At 47.2% G+C, this 19,745-nt stretch carries 15 protein-coding genes and 2 riboswitches; of the genes, 9 read left to right on the forward strand and 6 right to left on the reverse strand.

The window, feature by feature from the left end:
- Position 1 precedes the first annotated feature (1 nt).
- The 3 genes from thiE to ABUE30_RS14670 form a co-directional block, all read right to left on the reverse strand.
- Positions 2-1,516 carry a thiamine phosphate synthase gene (gene thiE, locus ABUE30_RS14660; RefSeq protein WP_408624574.1) on the reverse strand — a complete coding sequence of 505 codons (1,515 nt, stop codon included), beginning with the start codon at positions 1,514-1,516 and terminating at the stop codon, positions 2-4.
- A complete protein-coding gene (gene thiC / locus ABUE30_RS14665) occupies positions 1,509-3,437 on the reverse strand; it encodes a phosphomethylpyrimidine synthase ThiC (protein WP_408624575.1) in 1,929 nt (642 codons plus the stop codon). The genes thiE and thiC overlap by 8 nt, the downstream gene beginning before the upstream one ends.
- Positions 3,438-3,540: 103 nt before the next feature.
- Positions 3,541-3,664: riboswitch (TPP riboswitch) on the reverse strand.
- Between the two features lie 286 nt (positions 3,665-3,950).
- Positions 3,951-4,865 (reverse strand): 1,4-dihydroxy-2-naphthoate polyprenyltransferase, encoded by a 915-nt coding sequence (locus ABUE30_RS14670; protein ID WP_408624577.1) that lies wholly within the window; start codon positions 4,863-4,865, stop codon positions 3,951-3,953.
- Between the two features lie 286 nt (positions 4,866-5,151).
- Here ABUE30_RS14670 and ABUE30_RS14675 point away from each other — a divergent pair, with 286 nt between their 5' ends.
- From ABUE30_RS14675 to menE, 6 genes are all read left to right on the forward strand, one after another.
- On the forward strand, positions 5,152-6,444 hold the full coding sequence (locus ABUE30_RS14675; RefSeq protein ID WP_408624578.1) for an isochorismate synthase: 1,293 nt from the start codon (positions 5,152-5,154) through the stop codon (positions 6,442-6,444).
- Positions 6,431-8,125, forward strand: a complete 1,695-nt coding sequence (gene menD / locus ABUE30_RS14680) for a 2-succinyl-5-enolpyruvyl-6-hydroxy-3-cyclohexene-1-carboxylic-acid synthase (protein ID WP_408624579.1) — start codon at positions 6,431-6,433, stop codon at positions 8,123-8,125. Before ABUE30_RS14675 ends, menD begins: the two co-directional genes overlap by 14 nt.
- Complete coding sequence (menH, locus tag ABUE30_RS14685) at positions 8,106-8,900, forward strand: 2-succinyl-6-hydroxy-2,4-cyclohexadiene-1-carboxylate synthase (RefSeq protein ID WP_408624580.1); 795 nt, start codon at positions 8,106-8,108, stop codon at positions 8,898-8,900. The genes menD and menH overlap by 20 nt, the downstream gene beginning before the upstream one ends.
- Positions 8,901-9,049: 149 nt before the next feature.
- Positions 9,050-9,901: a 1,4-dihydroxy-2-naphthoyl-CoA synthase gene (gene menB / locus ABUE30_RS14690; protein WP_408624581.1), complete on the forward strand. Its 852-nt coding sequence runs from the start codon at positions 9,050-9,052 to the stop codon at positions 9,899-9,901.
- A gap of 12 nt (positions 9,902-9,913) precedes the next feature.
- The gene (menC, locus tag ABUE30_RS14695; RefSeq protein WP_408624582.1) at positions 9,914-10,849 is read left to right on the forward strand and encodes an o-succinylbenzoate synthase; all 936 of its coding nucleotides are present in this window, start codon (positions 9,914-9,916) and stop codon (positions 10,847-10,849) included.
- 73 nt (positions 10,850-10,922) lie between these two features.
- Positions 10,923-12,317 (forward strand): o-succinylbenzoate--CoA ligase, encoded by a 1,395-nt coding sequence (gene menE, locus ABUE30_RS14700; RefSeq protein ID WP_408624583.1) that lies wholly within the window; start codon positions 10,923-10,925, stop codon positions 12,315-12,317.
- Here menE and ABUE30_RS14705 read toward each other — a convergent pair.
- Positions 12,268-12,501, reverse strand: coding sequence for a hypothetical protein (locus tag ABUE30_RS14705; RefSeq protein WP_408624584.1), 234 nt, complete (start codon positions 12,499-12,501; stop codon positions 12,268-12,270). The genes menE and ABUE30_RS14705 overlap by 50 nt on opposite strands.
- A gap of 92 nt (positions 12,502-12,593) precedes the next feature.
- The gene (ribB, locus tag ABUE30_RS14710; RefSeq protein ID WP_408624585.1) at positions 12,594-13,244 is read right to left on the reverse strand and encodes a 3,4-dihydroxy-2-butanone-4-phosphate synthase; all 651 of its coding nucleotides are present in this window, start codon (positions 13,242-13,244) and stop codon (positions 12,594-12,596) included.
- 158 nt (positions 13,245-13,402) lie between these two features.
- Positions 13,403-13,552: riboswitch (FMN riboswitch) on the reverse strand.
- Between the two features lie 164 nt (positions 13,553-13,716).
- Here ribB and ABUE30_RS14715 point away from each other — a divergent pair.
- On the forward strand, positions 13,717-13,908 hold the full coding sequence (locus ABUE30_RS14715; RefSeq protein WP_408624586.1) for a bacterioferritin-associated ferredoxin: 192 nt from the start codon (positions 13,717-13,719) through the stop codon (positions 13,906-13,908).
- Here ABUE30_RS14715 and ABUE30_RS14720 read toward each other — a convergent pair.
- Positions 13,905-15,548 (reverse strand): DUF342 domain-containing protein, encoded by a 1,644-nt coding sequence (locus ABUE30_RS14720; RefSeq protein WP_408624587.1) that lies wholly within the window; start codon positions 15,546-15,548, stop codon positions 13,905-13,907. The two genes, ABUE30_RS14715 and ABUE30_RS14720, sit on opposite strands and share 4 nt — an antisense overlap.
- A gap of 668 nt (positions 15,549-16,216) precedes the next feature.
- Between ABUE30_RS14720 and ABUE30_RS14725 the strand changes: the two genes are divergently transcribed.
- Both ABUE30_RS14725 and ABUE30_RS14730 read left to right on the forward strand, forming a co-directional pair.
- On the forward strand, positions 16,217-17,086 hold the full coding sequence (locus tag ABUE30_RS14725) for a DMT family transporter (RefSeq protein ID WP_408624588.1): 870 nt from the start codon (positions 16,217-16,219) through the stop codon (positions 17,084-17,086).
- 429 nt (positions 17,087-17,515) lie between these two features.
- On the forward strand, positions 17,516-19,144 hold the full coding sequence (locus ABUE30_RS14730; protein WP_408624589.1) for a methyl-accepting chemotaxis protein: 1,629 nt from the start codon (positions 17,516-17,518) through the stop codon (positions 19,142-19,144).
- Positions 19,145-19,745: the final 601 nt, after the last annotated feature.

Consider the following 19,745-nt stretch of genomic DNA (forward strand, 5'->3'; position numbering starts at 1 on the left):
ATCACTCTCTAATTAACATCTCTAGGGTGCGGCTAGCCTGCTCAGGGGAGTCGCTTTGTGTAATAGCGCGCACCACCGCAAGACTTTGGACGCCGGTGCGAAGAACCGCTTTGGCATTGCTTAGATCAATCCCCCCAATCGCCACAGTTGGGTAATGACTCACCAATTTGACGTAGCGCTGCAGTCGTTCTAACCCTTGTGGTGCTGAGGGCATCTGCTTGGTGGTCGTCGCAAATACATGGCCCAAGGCAATATAGCTGGGAGTCAACTGCACTGCGCGCAGTAATTCTTTATAGCCATGGGTACTGATACCAAGGCGCAGTCCCGCTTTGGCAATCGCGCCAAGATCAACATCGGCTAAATCATCTTGACCGAGATGCACGCCATAAGCGCCAAACTCAATCGCTAACTGCCAATAATCATTAATAAACAGCTGGGCATCCACTTGGCGCGCCGCTGCCACACATTGCGCTACTTGTTGCGCGAGGTTGGGATCACTCGAGTCTTTGATCCGCAGTTGAATGGTACGTACGCCAGCGGCAAGTAAGCGCGTCACCCACGCAGCGTTATCCACCACCGGATACACGCCCAGTGGGCCTTGTAAACGAGGAAAGGCGTGCAATGGCGTACTCGGCCAGGGTTCACGCAATGCAAACGCTTGCCCTAACGAACTAAGCGATGATTCAATCGTCGGAAAATCGCTGAGCTGCTGTGGCCATCCCTCATGGGCGACCGCCCCTGGCAACTGGCCTAGCGTGCGTGCGCAGCGCAGCCCTTGCGAGACGTAAGCTTTGGCAAGCACAATCGCATCATCAAGCGGCTCACCATGGGCTAATTGAGCGGCAATCGCACTGGATAACGTACACCCAGTGCCATGACTATGCGGCGTTGCGATTCGTGGTGATGATAACAACAGCTGCGATGTGTCACTAGCAAGTAGATCAATACAGCGCTGTTTTTCAAACTCACAATGTCCGCCTTTGGCCAGTACCTTCACCCCATAGCGCTGGTAAAGCAGACGGCAAGCCGCAACAATCTGCGCGGGGCTATCAAGCTTCAACCCACTTAATTGGGCCAATTCCTGCGCATTGGGCGTGATTAAATCGACGACCTCAAATAATTTGGGTAGCGCATCTTTGACGCTCACATCGCCCAATTGATAGCCACTGCTCGCACCCAAAACCGGATCGCAAACGATCTGAATAGCGGGGTGCTTGATGCGCAAGTCACGCAAAAATTCAGCCAAGCGATACACCTGTTCCGCATTCGCCAGCATGCCGATTTTGATCGCCGCGGGAGCGGGCTCACTAATCGTTTCAAGTTGAGTGATTAAAAAATCAGCCGAGCACGGTTCAATGGCACGGATCTCTTGGCTGTTTTGTGCTGTCAGTGCCGTCACAACCACCGCGGCGGTCACGTGCAAGTCATGGGCAGTGAGAAGATCGGCGACGATCCCTGCCCCACCACTGCTATCTTGTCCGGCAATCACCCACATCAATGGTTGGGTATTAAGCATCACTCTCTTCCTCACCCACTGGCTGATAAATCTGAGCACCACGTTGGTTAAATTGCTCGGCCATTTGCGCCATCCCTTGGGACTTGAGATCCGCTAATGGATCATCTAATAGAGTGGCATTTAGCGCCTGTGATTTAGCATAATCACGCACCTCTTGGGAGATCTTCATCGAGCAGAACTTGGGTCCACACATCGAACAAAAATGGGCCACCTTCGCCGATTGTTGTGGCAAGGTTGCATCGTGATAAGCGCGCGCAGTATCCGGATCGAGTGCCAAATTAAACTGATCCTCCCAACGAAATTCAAAGCGTGCAAGGCTCATAGCATTATCGCGGATCTGTGCACCTGGATGGCCCTTGGCTAAATCAGCAGCATGCGCTGCAATTTTATAGGTAATTAGTCCCTGTTTGACATCCGCTTTATCAGGCAGTCCCAAATGTTCTTTGGGGGTGACATAGCAGAGCATTGCGCAGCCAAACCAGCCGATCATCGCGGCACCAATGCCTGATGAAAAGTGATCATAACCAGGGGAAATATCAGTGACCAGCGGGCCTAATGTATAAAATGGCGCTTCATCACAAAGCTCAAGCTGTTTGTCCATATTCTCTTTAATCAGCTGCATCGGAATATGTCCAGGCCCTTCGATAATCACTTGCACATCGTGCTGCCATGCAACTTTCGCTAACTCCCCCAATGTTTCAAGCTCAGCAAATTGTGCCGCATCATTAGCATCGGCGACTGAACCTGGCCGCAGCCCGTCACCCAAACTTAAGCTAACATCATACTGCTGACAAATTTGGCAAATATCAGAAAAGTGATCATAGAGGAAACTTTCTTGATGATGGGCCAAACACCATTTGGCCATAATCGAGCCACCGCGCGAGACAATCCCAGTCACTCTCGTTGCGGTCATGGGCACGTGGACTAAACGCAGTCCGGCGTGAATGGTAAAGTAATCAACGCCTTGCTCGGCTTGTTCGATCAAAGTATCGCGAAAAATTTCCCAGTTAAGCTTTTCAGCAGCGCCATTAACTTTCTCCAGCGCCTGATAAATCGGTACCGTGCCAATGGGCACTGCCGAGTTGCGGATAATCCACTCACGGGTTTCATGAATATGCCGCCCAGTGGAAAGATCCATCACCGTATCAGCACCCCAGCGCGTCGCCCAGAGTAGTTTTTCCACCTCTTCTTCAATCGATGAGGAAACAGCCGAGTTACCGATATTGGCATTGACCTTGACCAAAAAATTGCGTCCGATAATCATCGGCTCAGTCTCAGGGTGGTTGATGTTAGCCGGAATAATCGCTCGCCCTCGCGCCACTTCGTCGCGAACAAATTCAGGAGTGATATGTGAAGGGATCGACGCGCCAAATGATTCACCAACATGTTGCGCTTTTAGTATTTCGTCACAGATTTCATCGCGTGCGCAATTTTCACGAATGGCGATATATTCCATCTCGGGGGTGATAATACCCGCTCGCGCATAATGCAATTGAGTCACAATTTGGTTTGGCTTGGCTCGTTTGGGTGTTGGCAGAGCCTGAAAACGCAAATGATCAAAACCTTGGTTAGCTAAGCGCTGCTGAGCAAATGCAGAGCTTCGATCAGAGAGCACATGACTATCGCCACGCGCATCAATCCAGTGCTCTCGCAGTTTAGGCAAGCCTTGGTGAACATCAATATCGGCGAGTGCATCAGAATAAATTCCCGATGTATCATAAACATAAATCGGTTCATTGGCTTGCCAGCGAGGCGATTTAGCATCACCAAGTTGGGTCGATGATAAGTTAATTTTACGCATTCCCACCCGCATATCTGGGCGCGAGCCTTGTATATAAATTTTCTCAGAATTGGGAAACGGTTGCCCTTGCAGATTCGCAATAAATTGCTCAGCAGCAATACGTTGTTGGCGGTTGGTCATGATATGGCCTCATCATTGTTATCAATCAAAAGAGGCTTATCGGGAGTATCAACAGGAGGGAGGGATACACGCAGCCACCACTCACAAAATGGTGGTTTCACGCTTATCTATCTCACTTGTTCCCTTCGCAGGCATTATCCTGATCAGGTGATACGGATCTCAACCACAATAAGCGGTGACACTTTTTGTAGTCAGGTCTCAGCCTTTCGGCACTCCGACAAGTATTCGATCAGTATAAAAACTTAATATGAAAAGGCAAGTTGATTTCTTTTTCACCGCCATCGCGTTGACTCGATTCAAGAATAATCAGGCCAACGCACGCTCAAGGTTCCTAGAGTAAACGTACCGCTCAAACTCATTAGATCATCAGCCAATACATCGTTCTAGAACGAATTGATTATCAAGGTCATTTAAAATTTTTGGCCAAAATTCAAGCGAATACATAGATAACTCGTTCAAGTACGATGATCACTTGCGCAAGTTCATCGAAATTTTGACAGAGCGTTAAAGGTGTTATCTAAATGCCGGATACATACTGATTAACAAACCGACTGATAAACTCACATTGGCGAATAAAGAGAGTTTAGCGGTTTGTTTAAGCAGCCCATCGAGAATTTGAGGATCTCGGCTGTGATAAACCGTCCATGCTGATTTAACCAGTGGAATAGCCGCTAATAACACCAGATAGCCAGCATAGCTGTGTACTTCTCGCACAAACAAGACAAAAGCAACTAGTGCACCAAGCACTAATACTTGATGATAAACGCGAGCCAAATGAGCGCCTAAACGCACTGCAAGGGTATGTTTACCCGCTGCTTTATCAGGCTCAAGATCGCGAATATTATTAATGTTAAGCACCGCGGCTGAAAGTAACCCACTCGCAATTGCTGGCAACCATACGGAGCGTTCTAATCCACCGGTGTGTAGATAATAACTGCCCGCTACGCCAAGCAAGCCAAAGAATAAAAACACACTGATATCACCAAAACCGCGATACCCATACGGCATTTTGCCCATGGTGTAGGTGATCGCGGCAATCACCGCAGCAATACCCAACGCAATAAAACAGACCCATGCACGCCAGTTATTCGCTAATCCAACCGTCAAAAGTGCCAATCCGGAGAGAATCGCGAGTCCTGCGCAGATAAAGACAGCCCGTTTCATAGCCGCGGCACTGATGACGCCCGATTGAATGGCACGAGCAGGTCCGACGCGGCTGTCATTATCGGTGCCGTGCATCGCATCGCCATAGTCATTGGCCAAATTGGAGAGGATCTGTAATAACAATGCGGTGGTCATGGAAAAAATAAAAACGGATGTTTTAAAGCCATGATAATAAGCGGCCAGTGCACTGCCGAGTAATATGGAGGCGGTTGCCAGTGGTAATGTGCGCAGCCGTATCGCTTCAATCCAAGCTGAAAGAACCATTGTAAATCACCTTTGTTGTTGACGGTTAAAACAAATGTACCTACCGAGAATGAGACTTATCAGCGCATAGCCAAAGCGCCAAACCCCTCGCGCCCCGCGCAATGTGACGATCGTCTGAGCATATCAATAACACTCATTTAATGCACTCTAGCGAATGAATTCGCAGGGCAGCAATTCCTAGCCATACATCTTTTGTCTTATGTCAAAGGCTTGCGAGATCCATCTGTTAAGCTTTGCCGAAAAAGAGATGACTAAGGCGTCATTACTATCATAGGTGATCTTGTATATGTGGGTGATTGATCCAAAACAACTTGAGCAAGCTATCCACGATCTTTGCGACACATCAGTCACAACATGGAGGCCACTGAAAATACGTGTTCAAGTCGACTCAGAACTTGCTTGGTTAGCTGCCCAGCCCAATCCCTACAAGGGGTATTGGCGTGATCGAAACGCGCAGCAGGTCTGCTATTTAGGGAAAATGGCCGAGTTGACCGATCTGGATGATCTGGTTGTGCTAGAGCAGCGCTATCCAGCCGCCCGTTTTTATGGTGGAATCGCCTTTGATAGCAGCCGCGAACAGTGGCCGGGATTTGCACCGTGTCAATTTGTGTTGCCTGAGATTGAACTGCGATCCACAGGCAATGAGTATTGGTTGTATCTAAATAATTGGCAACAGCTAAGCGCTGATGAGCGCCGCCAACTACTGGCACAGGTCTTCTCGACACCACCACCGCTGCGCTGGCAAGCGTGTGAATTTACGCTCGCACAATACCATCCCACCCTAGAGCGCTGGCACGCGCTTATCGCCCAGTGCACGCATCCTAGCGTATTGGGTGATCTACCCAAAGTCGTCTTTGCACGGCAAAGCTGTTACCAAAGTACGACGGCCTTTTCAGCCCTCGCGCTGTTTGATATCTGGCAGCAGCAACAACCTGATAACTTTGCATTTTTTATTAGCAGTGAAGCGAACAATAGTTTTTTTGGCGTCCCCCCTGAGCGATTATATCTTCGCTGCGGTCAATCGCTTGAAAGTGAAGCCTTAGCGGGAAGCTGCGCTGCCAGTGATGACCCGATCACCAACCAACAACTAGCAGATGAACTTCAACTTGATCGCAAAAATATCCATGAAAACCAGTTGGTTGTCGATGCCATCCACGCTGCTTTAGCGCCGCTTTGTGAATCAATACACATTGCCCCAACGCGTGTGCTCAAACAACGCCATGTCCAGCATCTTTGTCAGCCGATTCAAGCCATACTGCACCCAGAAACAAACGACAAAACACTGTTGCAAGCACTGCACCCAACGCCTGCCGTAGCGGGGTTTCCAATAGCGTCCGCGCAGCGTTATATTGGCTGTAACGAGTCATTTGAGCGCGGCTGGTACGCTGGCGCCGTGGGGTATCTAAGTGCAGAGCAAAGTGAAATGAGCGTAGCCATTCGCAGCGCCTATCAGCACCACCAACAACTCACACTGTTTGCTGGAGCAGGCATTGTCCAGGGCTCAAACGCTGAAAGTGAATGGCAAGAACTCAATCAAAAAATAGCCACGATTCAAGGATTGCTCGATGATCACCACTAATTGCGACAATTTAAATTTGCTCTGGGCCCAATTGCTGATTGAAGAATGTACGCGTTTAGGCATCAGTGACGCATGTATTGCGCCGGGCTCACGCAGTGCACCGTTAACAATGGCCGCTGCTGCCCACCCAAAGCTGCAATGTCATACCCATTTTGATGAGCGCGGCTTGGGCTTTCTCGCCCTTGGGCTTACCAAAGCGAGCCAACGACCAGTCCTAGTGATCTGTACTTCAGGCAGTGCACTGGCAAATCTCTATCCTGCGGTAGTGGAAGCGGCGCAAACAGCACAGCCGCTGGTACTAGCCTGTGCCGATCGCCCATTAGAGTTAGTGAACTGCGGGGCTAATCAAGCCATCCAGCAGCCACGAATATTTGCAAATTTCCCGGTCGCGGAGCTTGACTTACCGGCCCCTGACAGCCACTTCCCGCCAAGAGCTTTATTGGGAAAACTCGATGATCTCATCGCCAGCGCGCAATCAGCACCCGGCCCAGTATTTATCAATTGTCCTTATCGCGAACCATTTTACCCCAGCGGTGAACCCATCGATTTTAGCGACTATTTGGCCCCGCTTGCCAGCTGGCTAGGCGCTGTAACGCCGCTTTGCCGCATTCATCCTGTGACTCAATACTGTTCCCCCTCGCCCTATTGGCCACCGGCACCAACACACGCGGTGCTCATTGTGCTTGGCGCACTCACCAAAGTGCAGATGCAAGCAATTGTGGACTGGGCTAAATCAACCGGTTGGCCCATTTTTGCCGATATTCAATCGCAAGCCTTTGGCCTAGCAGAGGTCATCACCACCGCAGATAGTCTGCTTCAGCGCGATGAATTAGCGACACTATCATTTGATTATATTTTACAATTCTCAGGACGCTTGGTCAGTAAAACGCTGCAACAGTGGCTAGATACACAACCTGCGGAACATTGGTTAATTGCACCAGGCACGACTCGGTTTGACCCGTATTATCAGCTCAGCCAGCATTATCCATGTGATATTTTTTCATGGCTTGAGAACCATCCAGCCCCCACTTATCGGCGAGATGATGCCAAGCGTTGGCTGCGCGCACAACAACGCTTACTCGCACCCAAAGGGAATGATGAGCTCAGCATGGTTGCAAGCCTTGCGTCACAAATTCCCGAAAAAAGCGCGTTAATGCTCGGCAACAGTTTGGCGATTCGCCACATGCAGATGGTCGGCCAAACGCTACCTGCTTCGGTCAATTGTTTTGCCAATCGCGGCTGCTCTGGTATTGATGGTTTGCTGGCAACTGCTTGCGGGATTGCTCTCAATCAGCCCGTCACAACCCTGATTTTGGGCGATACCTCGCTGTTACATGATCTCAACTCCCTCGCATTGACTCGGCAACTCAGCACAACATTGATAATTGTCGTGATTAATAATGACGGAGGCAGTATCTTTGAGTTATTGCCCATTCCTCGACACGGCGATTTGGCGCAAACATATTACCAACTCCCTCATGGGATGAATTTTGCGGCAGTGGCGGCGCAGTTTGCCATCAATTACCAACAGGTAACTGACGACAAATCACTGATCATTGCTTATCAACGAGCATTACAACAAGGCGGAGCGCAGCTATTGGAGCTTACCAGCAAGCCGACAGCCGCTAGTCGCGCTATCCGCCAATTAGGAGAACAGGTGCGTGCACTCTCTTCACTTTAGCGTTAAAGGCTCTAAGAGCAATCCAGCACTGGTCTTTTTACATGGTTTTATGGGTAGCGGTAACGATTGGGGATATATCACCTCGGCGCTAAGCGATTCTTATTACTGTGTCTGTGTCGATCTTCCCGGACACGGTATGAGTCAAGCGATCAAGCCTGACATGCGGCATGGATTTCGCCAATTTCACCGATTATTAGAAAATTCACTGAAACATTTAGGGCTGCGCGAATATAGCCTGATCGGCTACAGCTTGGGGGGTCGCTTAGCGGCTTACCATGCCAGTTTAAAACCCAAAGGGCTCCAAGCGCTGGTTCTTGAGTCGGCGCATCCTGGCCTTGATGATGACGCGCAGCGTAGCGCCCGGCTCAGGCACGACCGCACTTGGGCCGAGCAATTAAAGCAAACTTCCTTTGAACAGATGTTAAATAATTGGTACCAACAACCTCTATTTAGCAATTTAAGCGAGCTTGAACGCCAACATCAAATCGAGATTAAACGCCAATATGACCCAGCACCGCTGGCATTGATGCTTGAAGCCACCAGCCTTGGTAACCAGCCCCAATTAAGCGCCAAGCTAGCTCAATTAGATCTCCCCATCGCTTTAATTGTTGGCAATGAGGATATCAAATTTGCCACCATTGCCGAGCAGCTACTTAACCAGTTACAACGAGGGCGTCGTTACCGAATAGCCGACTCGGGGCACAACGTTCACGTTGGGGCGACGGATGCATATATTTTAACGATTCGCCAATTTCTCGGTGAGTTTTCACTTTAATTAACCATGCCACCGTGGGAAGCTTACTAGCCAAATATCCCACGGTTGCCTTTGCTTACTCGTTTTATTTGATAGATATCAATTACATCTTGGCTAAGAGCTGTCAGGCTAGCAACTCGCTTGCTTTGTGAGTTAACCAAGAGGTTTTGATGATGCCTACCGCCAGTAATTTAAATGCCCCCGTTCAATGGCAAGATGTCAGTGATGGTTATCACGATATTCGCTACCATAAATCAGCTTGTGGAATAGCCAAAATTACCATTAATCGACCTCACGTACGTAATGCCTTTCGCCCCTTGACCGTACAAGAGATGATCCGCGCGCTAGCCGATGCCCGCTATGATTCAAACATTGGTACCATTATTTTTACCGGGGAGGGTGATTTGGCATTTTGTAGTGGGGGCGATCAGAAAATACGAGGCGACAGTGGCTATCAAGATGATAGCGGTGTTCATCACCTAAATGTACTGGATCTGCAGCGCGATATCCGCACTTGCCCTAAGCCAGTCGTCGCAATGGTCGCGGGCTATGCCGTAGGGGGGGGGCATGTCTTACATATGCTCTGCGATCTGACGATTGCCGCCGATAATGCCAAATTTGGCCAGACTGGCCCACGCGTTGGCTCGTTTGATGGCGGTTGGGGTGCCAGTTACATGGCCCGTTTAGTGGGTCAGAAAAAAGCCCGTGAGATTTGGTTCTTATGCCGAATGTACGATGCCAAAGAAGCGCTCGATATGGGGCTGGTCAATACAGTGGTCCCACTGGCAAACCTTGAACAAGAAACTGTCAAGTGGTGTCGTGAAATGCTCGCCAATAGCCCGATGGCGCTACGCTGCTTAAAAGCAGCTCTAAATGCCGATTGTGATGGGCAAGCCGGCCTTCAAGAGCTTGCGGGTAATGCCACGATGTTATTCTATATGACCGAAGAAGGGCAAGAGGGACGAAACGCGTTTAACGAGCATCGCACCCCTGATTTTAACCGCTTCACCCGCAACCCATAACCGGCTCCAGTCATGCACCATTGTCGTCCTTGGCAGTTGCAAGTTTGGCTCTATCAACAGCGCTGGCACTGCCCATGGGCAACACAGTTGACTCACCGCCGAGGCCTGTATTTAGCACTGCAAACTCCCTTTGGTAAGCAATGCTGGGGCGAAGTGGCACCACTGCCGAAATTTAGCCAAGAAAGCCTGCGGGATTGCTGGCGCGCATTACTGTCGCATCTTAATCAACAACGTGTCGCGCCGCCCGCCGCATTAGCGTGGGGAGCCCTCTGCGCCAATCGCACCTATCCGCAGGCTATTGCGCCGCTATCTGCGCCTTACCCACTGCTACAAGGCAGTGAAGAGACGATATTGTCCCATCTTCGCCTTTGGCCTCAGCCCCTCACCCGCGCCAAACTGAAAGTGGCCCGAGGCGCAACATCTGACGAACTGGCGCTAATTAAAACGATCCACGCGCACTATCCAACCCTTCGGCTACGCCTAGATGCAAATGGCGGATGGACACGCCGACAGGCACGCACATTTATCGCGCAGCTGCCGATGGATGCCATTGAGTATATTGAGCAGCCCTGCCAAACGTTAGCTGATTGCGTATACATCGCGCAGCAAAACCGCTGCCCTATCGCGTTGGATGAATCACTACAACGGGAGCCCGTAACGCACTGCGATCTACGCCACATCAGTGCACTAGTCATCAAACCGATGCTGCTAGGTCATAACACGGAACACTATTGCCAGTTAGCCCAGCGACTTGGTTTAACGGTGAGTATCAGCTCGAGCTTTGAGAGTCCCTTGGGCTTAGCCCATCTGCGTGAACTTGCCACAACATACCATGACACGGCACCAGGCCTTGACACGCTAAGTTATTTTTCAGGATCGCTGCAGCAACGATTAATCCACCAAAGTTATTGGCCAGACAATCCGTTACTGAATTTTGAACAAGTTTGATCTATCGTCAAGACCGTTTCAATCAAATCATAGATACTGACGTTATCTTGGAGTTATCACAAGTCACGCTACCATGTCATCGACACCCTCACCGCTATTAACTCAGTTGCAACAAAGGCCTAATGCACCGTTTATTTTTTTGCCGACACAGGTGTTAAGTTATCAAGACGTCGCCAATCGCGTGTCTAGTTTAATCAATCAACTTGAGCAACATTCTCTCCCCCAAGGCAGCCGTATTGGCTGGGTTTCAACCACACCACTACACGGCATCTTATTACAGCTAGCATGTCTACACGGCGGGTGGGTCTATTGCGCCATCAGCCCACATCTACGCGCAGAGCAATATCAAAGTGCGCTCAAAACACTCGCGCTCGATGCCATCATTTCGCCCACGCAAATACCGCATGTAACAGCTATCGATATCAATTGGGAATCAGCCACTAATCAACCCTCGATTCCCTCTAGTTTACCATTAGCGCGCTGGGTGGATTTGGTTCTCACTTCAGGCAGCAGTGGTCAACCGAAAGCGGTGATCCATTCATGGCAGAATCTCTATTTTAGTGCACTGGGGAGTAATCAGCTGATCCCGATCACCCCCGCCGATTGCTGGTTGGCCTCACTGCCACTTTTTCATGTCGGTGGTCAGGCGCTCATCTGGCGAGCGCTGCTGGCTGGTGCCAGTATCGCTATCAGCTCACCCATATTGGCGAATGACTTAACCCAATACCCCATCAGCCATCTGTCATTGGTTCCGACTCAATTGTATCGGCTACTTAACACGCGAGAATTTAGCCATCGCCATCTGCGGCTACGCCATATTCTAGTCGGGGGTGGGCCTTGTAATGAACAACAACTAAAACGGTGTGATCAACGCGGTTTTATTGCCTATATGAGCTATGGTAGCTCAGAGATGAGTTCGCAAGTGAGTACTCGGCGAGTCGGTGAAGGACGAGGAGCTGGGCAATTATTAGCCTATCGGCAGTTACGTTTGCAAGATGGGGAAATATTGTTGCGTGGCGAAACCTTATCGCCAGGCTATTTTAATGCGGGTCGTATCCAGTCGCTACTTGATTCAGACGGTTGGTTTCACAGTGGTGACTGCGGGCAATGGCAAGGTGAACAATTGGTTGTTTTAGGTCGCCGTGACCATCGTTTCATCTGTGGCGGAGAAAATATTCACCCAGAAGAAATTGAAATGGCATTACTCAACCATCCTGAAGTGACAGCCGCGATTGTCATCGCTCAGCCAGATGCAGAATATGGAATGCGCCCTGTCGCATTTATTCAAAGCAACACAACCATAGGCCTCACCCAATTAGAGGTTTTTTTACAACCGAAATTATCGGCTTTTAAACGACCTGTCCGTTATTTTACCTTACCGCAACAGGCGGGTCTCAAAGTTCAGCGTCAAACGCTCATTAACATCCTGAATCAGCCAACTGACTGTTCCATCGCTGAAATTCTGTGATTGAAATCCATCCTTGTTGATACGCGTGTGATAACGCGCTGCGCGACAGATCTTGTTCAGATTCGCGCTCTTTCACAACAAATTGGCAGGCGCTTTTGAAAAATTGTTCACGAGCTTTCAGATAACGGTCAATATAACCACTTTCAGCAAAGCTTAACGCGGCAGTAGCATGATTCAAATGCATTATCATTCCTCTACTCTCAAAAAATAAACGCTATTTCAATTAACCACGTTTATCTTAATGGCGCAAGCTTTACCAAACATAATTATGTTATTTTAACGTTCTTGGGCCAATTGCTGACGATAAAGGGCAATATCATCAATACTGAGTACTGGCATTTGATGCTTTTTGGCAAAGGTGACAATCTCTGCTAGGCGGGCCATGGTGCCATCAGGATTGGTAATTTCAGCTAAGACACCATAAGGTTTAAGCCCAGCCAAGCGCATTAAATCGACGGTTCCCTCTGTATGTCCACGCCGCTCTAAGACCCCGCCGCTTTTGGCGCTAAGAGGAAACACATGGCCGGGGCGCACTAAGTCATCAGGCTGACAATGATCAGCGATCGCCGTTTTAATTGTGGTGACCCGATCGGCTGCCGACACGCCCGTACTTACCCCCTCGCGCGCTTCAATAGTAATGGTAAATGCGGTTTGATTGTGATTGGTGTTATGAACCACCATCGGTGGCAACTCCAGTTCATTAAGCCGCTCTTGCGGCATACACAAACAGACAATGCCACTACTTTCGCGGATCATCAGCCCCATTTGTGCAGGAGTCAGGTGCTCCGCACTGTAGATCAGATCACCTTCATTTTCTCGATTTTCATCGTCAACGACTAAGACTCCCAGTCCATCGCGCAGCGCGGCTAAAGCAGTAGCAACGCGCTCCATGGATGTACCAAACACAGTTAACAAATTCTGATTCATGCTTATTCCTTATAAATCGTGCTGAAGTGATAGAACCTCGACAGGAGTGATACGCGTGCTCGGGGTTTCTATGACAGCATCAATAGGTTGTAGAATCAGGGAGAGTAAGAAAGCGGCTACAACACAGGCGCAAAATGGCCCAGCACAGTTAGCGCAAATCGACTTCTCTTTCATCCGGACTATCACCGTCGGCTTTGGAGTTTCACCAAATCTGCTGACCTTCACAAGAAATGTGAAGCGCTCGCGGGCTTATTACATCAATGTACATCACCGCCGGTGGGGAATTACACCCCGCCCTGAGAATAATATATGTATTACGCAACTATAATAATAGTTACAAACTTAAGCGCAAGCATGCGCCAAAGACGAATTTACCCCAAATCAATAAATGGTGAATAATTTCTCATCAGTATTGCTAATGAGAATTATTTTTATTAAAATTTAAGGATTAATGTTAGCGAGGGTTATCAGTATGTTTATTTGTTTGTGCCAAGGCATTACCGACAGCCAAATTCGTCAAGCTGTTCGAGACGGGAATATGACATTGGCTGAAGTTCGTCAAAAATTACCGGTCGCAACACAATGTGGTCGCTGTACTCAAAGTGTCAAAGATGTGATTAATGAAGAGCTAGCTCAATCAGCCGATTTCTATGAAGTGGCTTAAAGCGGCGTGAATTTCAACTCGCTATTTTGATAGAGCGTTTGAGTGGGACCATACTCACGATCACTCACGATCTCTTGACCGGCCAGTTTAAAATGAATATTGCCAAACATCTTTTTTTTCACCTTGAGTTGACTATTTGATAAGCAAAGATCAAGCGCTTGCTGATTTGCTGTTAACTCTTCTTCAACTTGCACCAATGATTCATGATGATGGTTAATCGTCGCCGTAATTTTTGATTGCATCTCCACACGTTTCGCCGGATCGGCAATTTTTGCACTCGCAAGCTGTGCATTCATCAGCTCATCAAGCTGCCGATGTAACTGCTCGTAATGCTGGGTTAAGATGTGTTTGTTATCGTAGAGAGCTTCATAAAGGCCTTCAAGAACCACATAGGTATTCGGCCCAGCTTCACTCCCTGCAACCACGGTTTCAACACCATTACCCGCATAGATCTCACCACCGACCATTAAGCCTCGGTAATTATTCTCATCACCAACGATGACCCGTTGCAAGCTCTTGACTAAACAGTGGTTCAGTTCACGAGTGATCAAAATATCTTTTTCGGCGCTCAGGTGGCTATATTGTGCATTGCGCGCTCGAATACTTCCTATCGCTTTTAATTCACAAGAGAGTTGTCCATCTGGGCGACGGTGACCAATAATCCCTTTTTCCACTAAGATATCACCCCCAGCTTCTAGGTAGGCTGAATCAACATAGCCCAATACATGAATATCCCCACGGGCGATGACTTTCATATCTTCACGCACATCACCGTTGATGATAATTGAACCGGCAAACACCACATGCCCAGTCGCGACATTCACCTCTTTCATGGCTAATAACTCATCAACCCGCATGCCGCGTTCTATCTCCATCGGTAAACCAACCCTTTGTGCGACTAATAGATTGGGATCATCTGCGGATATGCATGCCCCTTCACCGACGACTAACTGTGCATCTTCTCCTGAACGTGATGGCAAAACTTCCCCGTAAATATTTTTGCCATCCTTGCCCTCGGTACAGGGCAATTTACGCATTAATATATCGCCTACTTTTACCGAACACATTTGTCCCAAATTACGCATATCAACTCGGCCATGATCCATGGGTTGAGGTCGCAGTAATCGCTCTTTAGGGGTTTGCACAAGGCGTTTAAACTGAGCATTTTTACCATGTTCAGCGGCACGCCCCAAAGCAATCACCGCTTCCATCCTAACGCCGGGGTCGCTCGCTGATGAATCTTTTAAAAATTGTAACGTCCCTTGGGTTTGTAAACCAAAGCTGACATGATCTTCATGAAGTTTATCGATCAATGCAGGCAGAGTAATATGATGTCCTCCTTGAGCAGTCACAATGATAGCTTTCACCAGCATGCCATCATCAGCAATTTTCAGATCAAGTGATGCGTCAATCCGCTCACCAATCACGAATGGCACATTGCTCGAGTCATCTTGACACCCACGGTTCACATACTCGACTAAATTCTCTAAAGCTTTTCTATTGATCAAGCAATGGGAATAGTCAGACAGTGCCAATGCAGCACCCACCGCTTCAACTGATATCGGCGACTCAAGCTGCGAGGGGATCAATCCAATATGGCGTTGATCGTCCACAAGAATAAAAACATCTGATTTGATCATAAGCGCTACTAGGAAACATCCTTCTAACTCAATGTACTACTACAACAAAGTTTATCAACTATGGCAAATACTGGTTTAATAAGACGTTGGCTACGTCATCTTTTTTATTCAAAGTCTGCTTTGTTAACGACAAATTACAGACGATCTTGAATCATCATTCGTTTTATTGACCCAGTTTAGCTGATACGCGATCACATCGTAAAGGCTACAGAGTGTGATGGGTATTGACTCTAACGATGTAGCTGCTGTTGATTCTTTGCTTTTAAGAGAGATTCAATATCTATTTGAACGTTAGACTACAGTGATGGTCTGTCGCGATAGAGTGATCAACAATGCTCCATGGCTGTTTAAAACCGACTCGTTTAAACGTATCGGTTTTAAATAATAGCGCAGGGCGGGTTTATCCCATTCACGGCAACATGTTGTTACGATAGGAGTCTTCGTATCCGCGCTCTTTGAAAAATCAAGGCGCTGACTGCGAATGTAACGTAATACCGCCGTGCATAAGCCGCTACATTTAAAGACTACAGAGAGGCTATTGTTAACTGTTGCTATTTTTTCAGATGATCCCAGAATCGTCCAGTATTAAAATATGACTATTGGTCTTTCACCTCATCTGCTTTAGACTTCGACGCCATTGCAAAACAACTTTAACGGACTTTACTAACATGCTGCTCTTGTTACTGGTAACTGTTATTTGGGCATTTTCTTTTAGCTTGATCGGGGTGTATTTATCAGGCCATGTTGACCCTTGGTTTTCGGTATGGATACGCATTGCACTCGCAACGATGGTATTTTTACCCTTCATCAAACCCAAGCAGATATCGCTCACAGTGGCCGCAAAGTTGATGGCGATAGGGGCCATTCAGCTCGGTGTGATGTATAGCTTCTATTACCAATCATTTCTATTTTTAACCGTCCCCGAAGTACTGTTATTTACCGTGATGACGCCTATATATGTCACCCTATTTAATGATCTGCTCGACCGGAAACTTCATCGCCACTTCTTTTTTTCAGCACTGCTAGCAACCATCGGGGCAATTGCTATTCGCTATCATAGTGTCAATGAGGGATTTTTGAGAGGACTAGTCATGGTACAGGGGGCTAATCTTTGCTTCGCCGCGGGACAAGTGGCCTATAAACGCTTGCTAGCCAAACAAACTCAGGCTTTAGAACAGAAAAGCGTTTTTAGCTGGTTTTTTATCGGCGCATTGATTGTCTCAAGCATCGAATATTTGTTATGGGGGGACGCCAACAAACTTCCGCAAACAACCTTGCAATGGGGGATCTTAATCTATTTAGGAATCGTTGCCTCAGGATGGGGCTATTTTGCTTGGAACAAAGGCGCGACGCAGGTCAATGTTGGCGCGCTCGCAGTCACCAATAACTTGCTTATTCCAACTGGGATCATTGTCAATGTCATGATCTGGAACCATAATGCTGATCTATTCCGACTATCAGTGGGGGCTATACTCATTATTGCCGCCTTGATTCTCAATCAAAAATGGGCCAAACATCGACAGCATCGACGCAATTAGCTGACAATAGAACTGAAGCGCGATTAACAATCTTGGCGCTGTCCTACATAAGCGACTCTGGCGCAACCCTTAAGTTGTACCAGAGATGTAACCACACACGCTGTATATCTTCACCCCTAAACTTAGTTTTGCCTTTCCCTCCCTGTTTGACAAATTTTCCGGTCACTTTCCTATTACTTACTCTATAACTTTTTATGATCGATACGCTAAGTCACCAGTGAAAAAATAATAACTAATTATTATTTTAACACTGAGGAAACCCTAATTTTTTTTGACACAAATAACAGAAAATCAATCAACTCAAGGCCCTACAGTCGTTAATCTCAGAAGAATAATGGCAATTTAAAAAAAACCGACAATACTTGTAAAAATAACAGCAGTGTCATCGCTTTCTAGCCGATTAGTTGGTTACAAATAGGGAATGTTAATATGAAATTCAACAATATAAGAATTGCATATCGAGCCATAATCAGTTTTGGACTCATTGCAGTCATTTTGACAATTGTGGGTGGATTTTCTATCCAACAGATGCATCGAATCAATGAGGCATCAACCGAAATTGTTGGGAATTGGCTACCTAGTATTCGTTATAATGATAATCTGTTATATCTTTTTAAAGAAATACAAACACTTGATTATCAGCATGTTTTAGAGACAACGCCAGAAGGCATGCAAAAAATTAGTACGTCTATTCAAAAAGTTGCTGAACAAATTACGCAAAATGAAAATAACTATAAAAAATTAATCAACCCCAACTCAGATGAAGAAAAAAGTTTGTTCTCTAGCTATCAAGCCAAAAAATCTCATTATCTAAAAATGCAAACGGAATTAATCGCTTTATCGGAAAAAAATGAAAATAAACAAGCACTTGAGTATTTAAAAACCATGGAGGATGAAGCAGAACAAGTTAATACCAGTCTGAAAAATTTGATCCAATTTAATGACAAAGGCGCGGCTAATGCGTCAACGGTGGGCGACAAACGATATGAATTCTCATTAATGGCTATCATTGCTTGCATTATTGCAAGCTTTGTATTGATGTTGCTGATCGGAATTGTATTCACTCATAGTATTGTCAATCCACTAGCAAAAGCTATCCAATGCGTCCAAATGATTGCCAAAGGCAATCTAACACAGCTAATAGAAATAAACGGTAAAGATGAGCCAGCCCAAGTCATGAGGGCCATGCAAAGTATGCAGCAGCAACTGCGTGAAACAATCAGTCAGATATCTGGGGTATCCTCATCGTTATCCAGTGCATCTACTCAATTAAATCAACAAGCTGAGCAGAATAATCGCGATATGCAGCAACAAGATAGTGAATTACAATCTGCAGCAACAGCCGTTACAGAATTAACTGTTGCGATTGAAGATGTTGCTCAAAATGTCAATTCGGCCTCCGATGCCACAGGCTTAGCTAATCAATCTGTCGCTGAAAGTCTCAAACAAGTCCATTTAACTGCCGAAAGAACCCACAGTGTTGGTGAGATGATTACAAGAGCCAACGATCAGTCTAAATCGCTCAGTCAAAGAGTGAGTGAGATTACCAATGTATTGGATGTCATTCGCTCTATCGCCGACCAAACTAATTTATTGGCTCTGAATGCCGCTATTGAAGCGGCTCGAGCAGGTGAACATGGTAGAGGTTTTGCAGTAGTCGCTGACGAAGTCAGAACACTAGCCCAGCGCACTCAAAGTTCAACCAGCGAAATTGAAGTAACCATTCAGACGGTACAAAATGAGTCCAAAGAATCTGTCGAATTAATGCAGGATAGCCAGCAACAAGCGCAGCAAATGGAAACAAATGCCATGGATACACGCCATAGTATTGACATCATTGCCACGCAAATAGAAGACATTAGCCAACGAACATTGCTCATTGCAAGTGCCGCTCAAGAACAGGCGGCCGTTGCGCAGGAAGTCGATAAGAACCTTAGTAATATCAAAGATATCTCAAGGACTATCATTCAAGGCGCAACAGAAACAATGAGTGCTAGCCGACAACTAAGTAGCTTAGCCGAGCAGCTCAAAGAGAGAGTCAGTCATTTTCAACTCTAAACGGCGAATAGGGAGCGAAAGAAGGAGTCTACTGGGTTGATATGGTTTTAGGTGTTAACCTCGCTTCACAAGCGGTGAAAATGAATAAAGATGAAAGGAAGACAAGCTAAAATTGTTGTTTGAAAAATAGCGCTTAACGCTAACAGAGTTCAGCTGAAGTACAGTACCTTTTGAGTAAGGGCCTTTCTTACGCCTTAAGACATAGCGTATGTAGAACAGTCCAATACCAAGCCGATTCAATAGATCCAAGCGAACCATTAGACAGATATATGAGGATGTGTTTACCAAGTTCTTGATGATCGCCTCATCAGAGCCCACTAGTAGTGACTAAGGGGTAAAGGGAAAGCTGTAAGCTATTTCTCTTTGCAAGCGATCTAACATGGTACAAGTGCCGCACCGTTACCACACTAGATAGTCATAGCAAAATCAACAGGAAGGATGGCCATGTCATGATGGTCAAATAGATCATACACTCATCAGCCCTAAATCGCAGGCAAAAAAAAACCCAGCAAAGAAGCTGGGTTCTAAATAAGAAGCCTGGCCGTGACCTACTTTCACATGGGGAAACCCCACACTATCATCGGCGCTGCTGCGTTTCACG

It is taken from the genome of Celerinatantimonas yamalensis (assembly GCF_046054155.1).
GTDB lineage: Bacteria > Pseudomonadota > Gammaproteobacteria > Enterobacterales > Celerinatantimonadaceae > Celerinatantimonas > Celerinatantimonas yamalensis.

Bases quoted from the DNA above. Each gene is read 5' to 3' on its own strand.
- ABUE30_RS14720 (WP_408624587.1), bottom strand. From the start codon at position 15,548: ATGATCAAATCAGATGTTTTTATTCTTGTGGACGATCAACGCCATATT.
- menE (WP_408624583.1), top strand. From the start codon at position 10,923: ATGTCATCGACACCCTCACCGCTATTAACTCAGTTGCAACAAAGGCCT.
- ABUE30_RS14715 (WP_408624586.1), top strand. From the start codon at position 13,717: ATGTTTATTTGTTTGTGCCAAGGCATTACCGACAGCCAAATTCGTCAA.
- menD (WP_408624579.1), top strand. From the start codon at position 6,431: ATGATCACCACTAATTGCGACAATTTAAATTTGCTCTGGGCCCAATTG.
- thiC (WP_408624575.1), bottom strand. From the start codon at position 3,437: ATGACCAACCGCCAACAACGTATTGCTGCTGAGCAATTTATTGCGAAT.
- ABUE30_RS14725 (WP_408624588.1), top strand. From the start codon at position 16,217: ATGCTGCTCTTGTTACTGGTAACTGTTATTTGGGCATTTTCTTTTAGC.
- menB (WP_408624581.1), top strand. From the start codon at position 9,050: ATGATGCCTACCGCCAGTAATTTAAATGCCCCCGTTCAATGGCAAGAT.
- ABUE30_RS14675 (WP_408624578.1), top strand. From the start codon at position 5,152: ATGTGGGTGATTGATCCAAAACAACTTGAGCAAGCTATCCACGATCTT.
- ABUE30_RS14730 (WP_408624589.1), top strand. From the start codon at position 17,516: ATGAAATTCAACAATATAAGAATTGCATATCGAGCCATAATCAGTTTT.
- thiE (WP_408624574.1), bottom strand. From the start codon at position 1,516: ATGCTTAATACCCAACCATTGATGTGGGTGATTGCCGGACAAGATAGC.
- ribB (WP_408624585.1), bottom strand. From the start codon at position 13,244: ATGAATCAGAATTTGTTAACTGTGTTTGGTACATCCATGGAGCGCGTT.
- ABUE30_RS14705 (WP_408624584.1), bottom strand. From the start codon at position 12,501: ATGCATTTGAATCATGCTACTGCCGCGTTAAGCTTTGCTGAAAGTGGT.
- ABUE30_RS14670 (WP_408624577.1), bottom strand. From the start codon at position 4,865: ATGGTTCTTTCAGCTTGGATTGAAGCGATACGGCTGCGCACATTACCA.
- menC (WP_408624582.1), top strand. From the start codon at position 9,914: ATGCACCATTGTCGTCCTTGGCAGTTGCAAGTTTGGCTCTATCAACAG.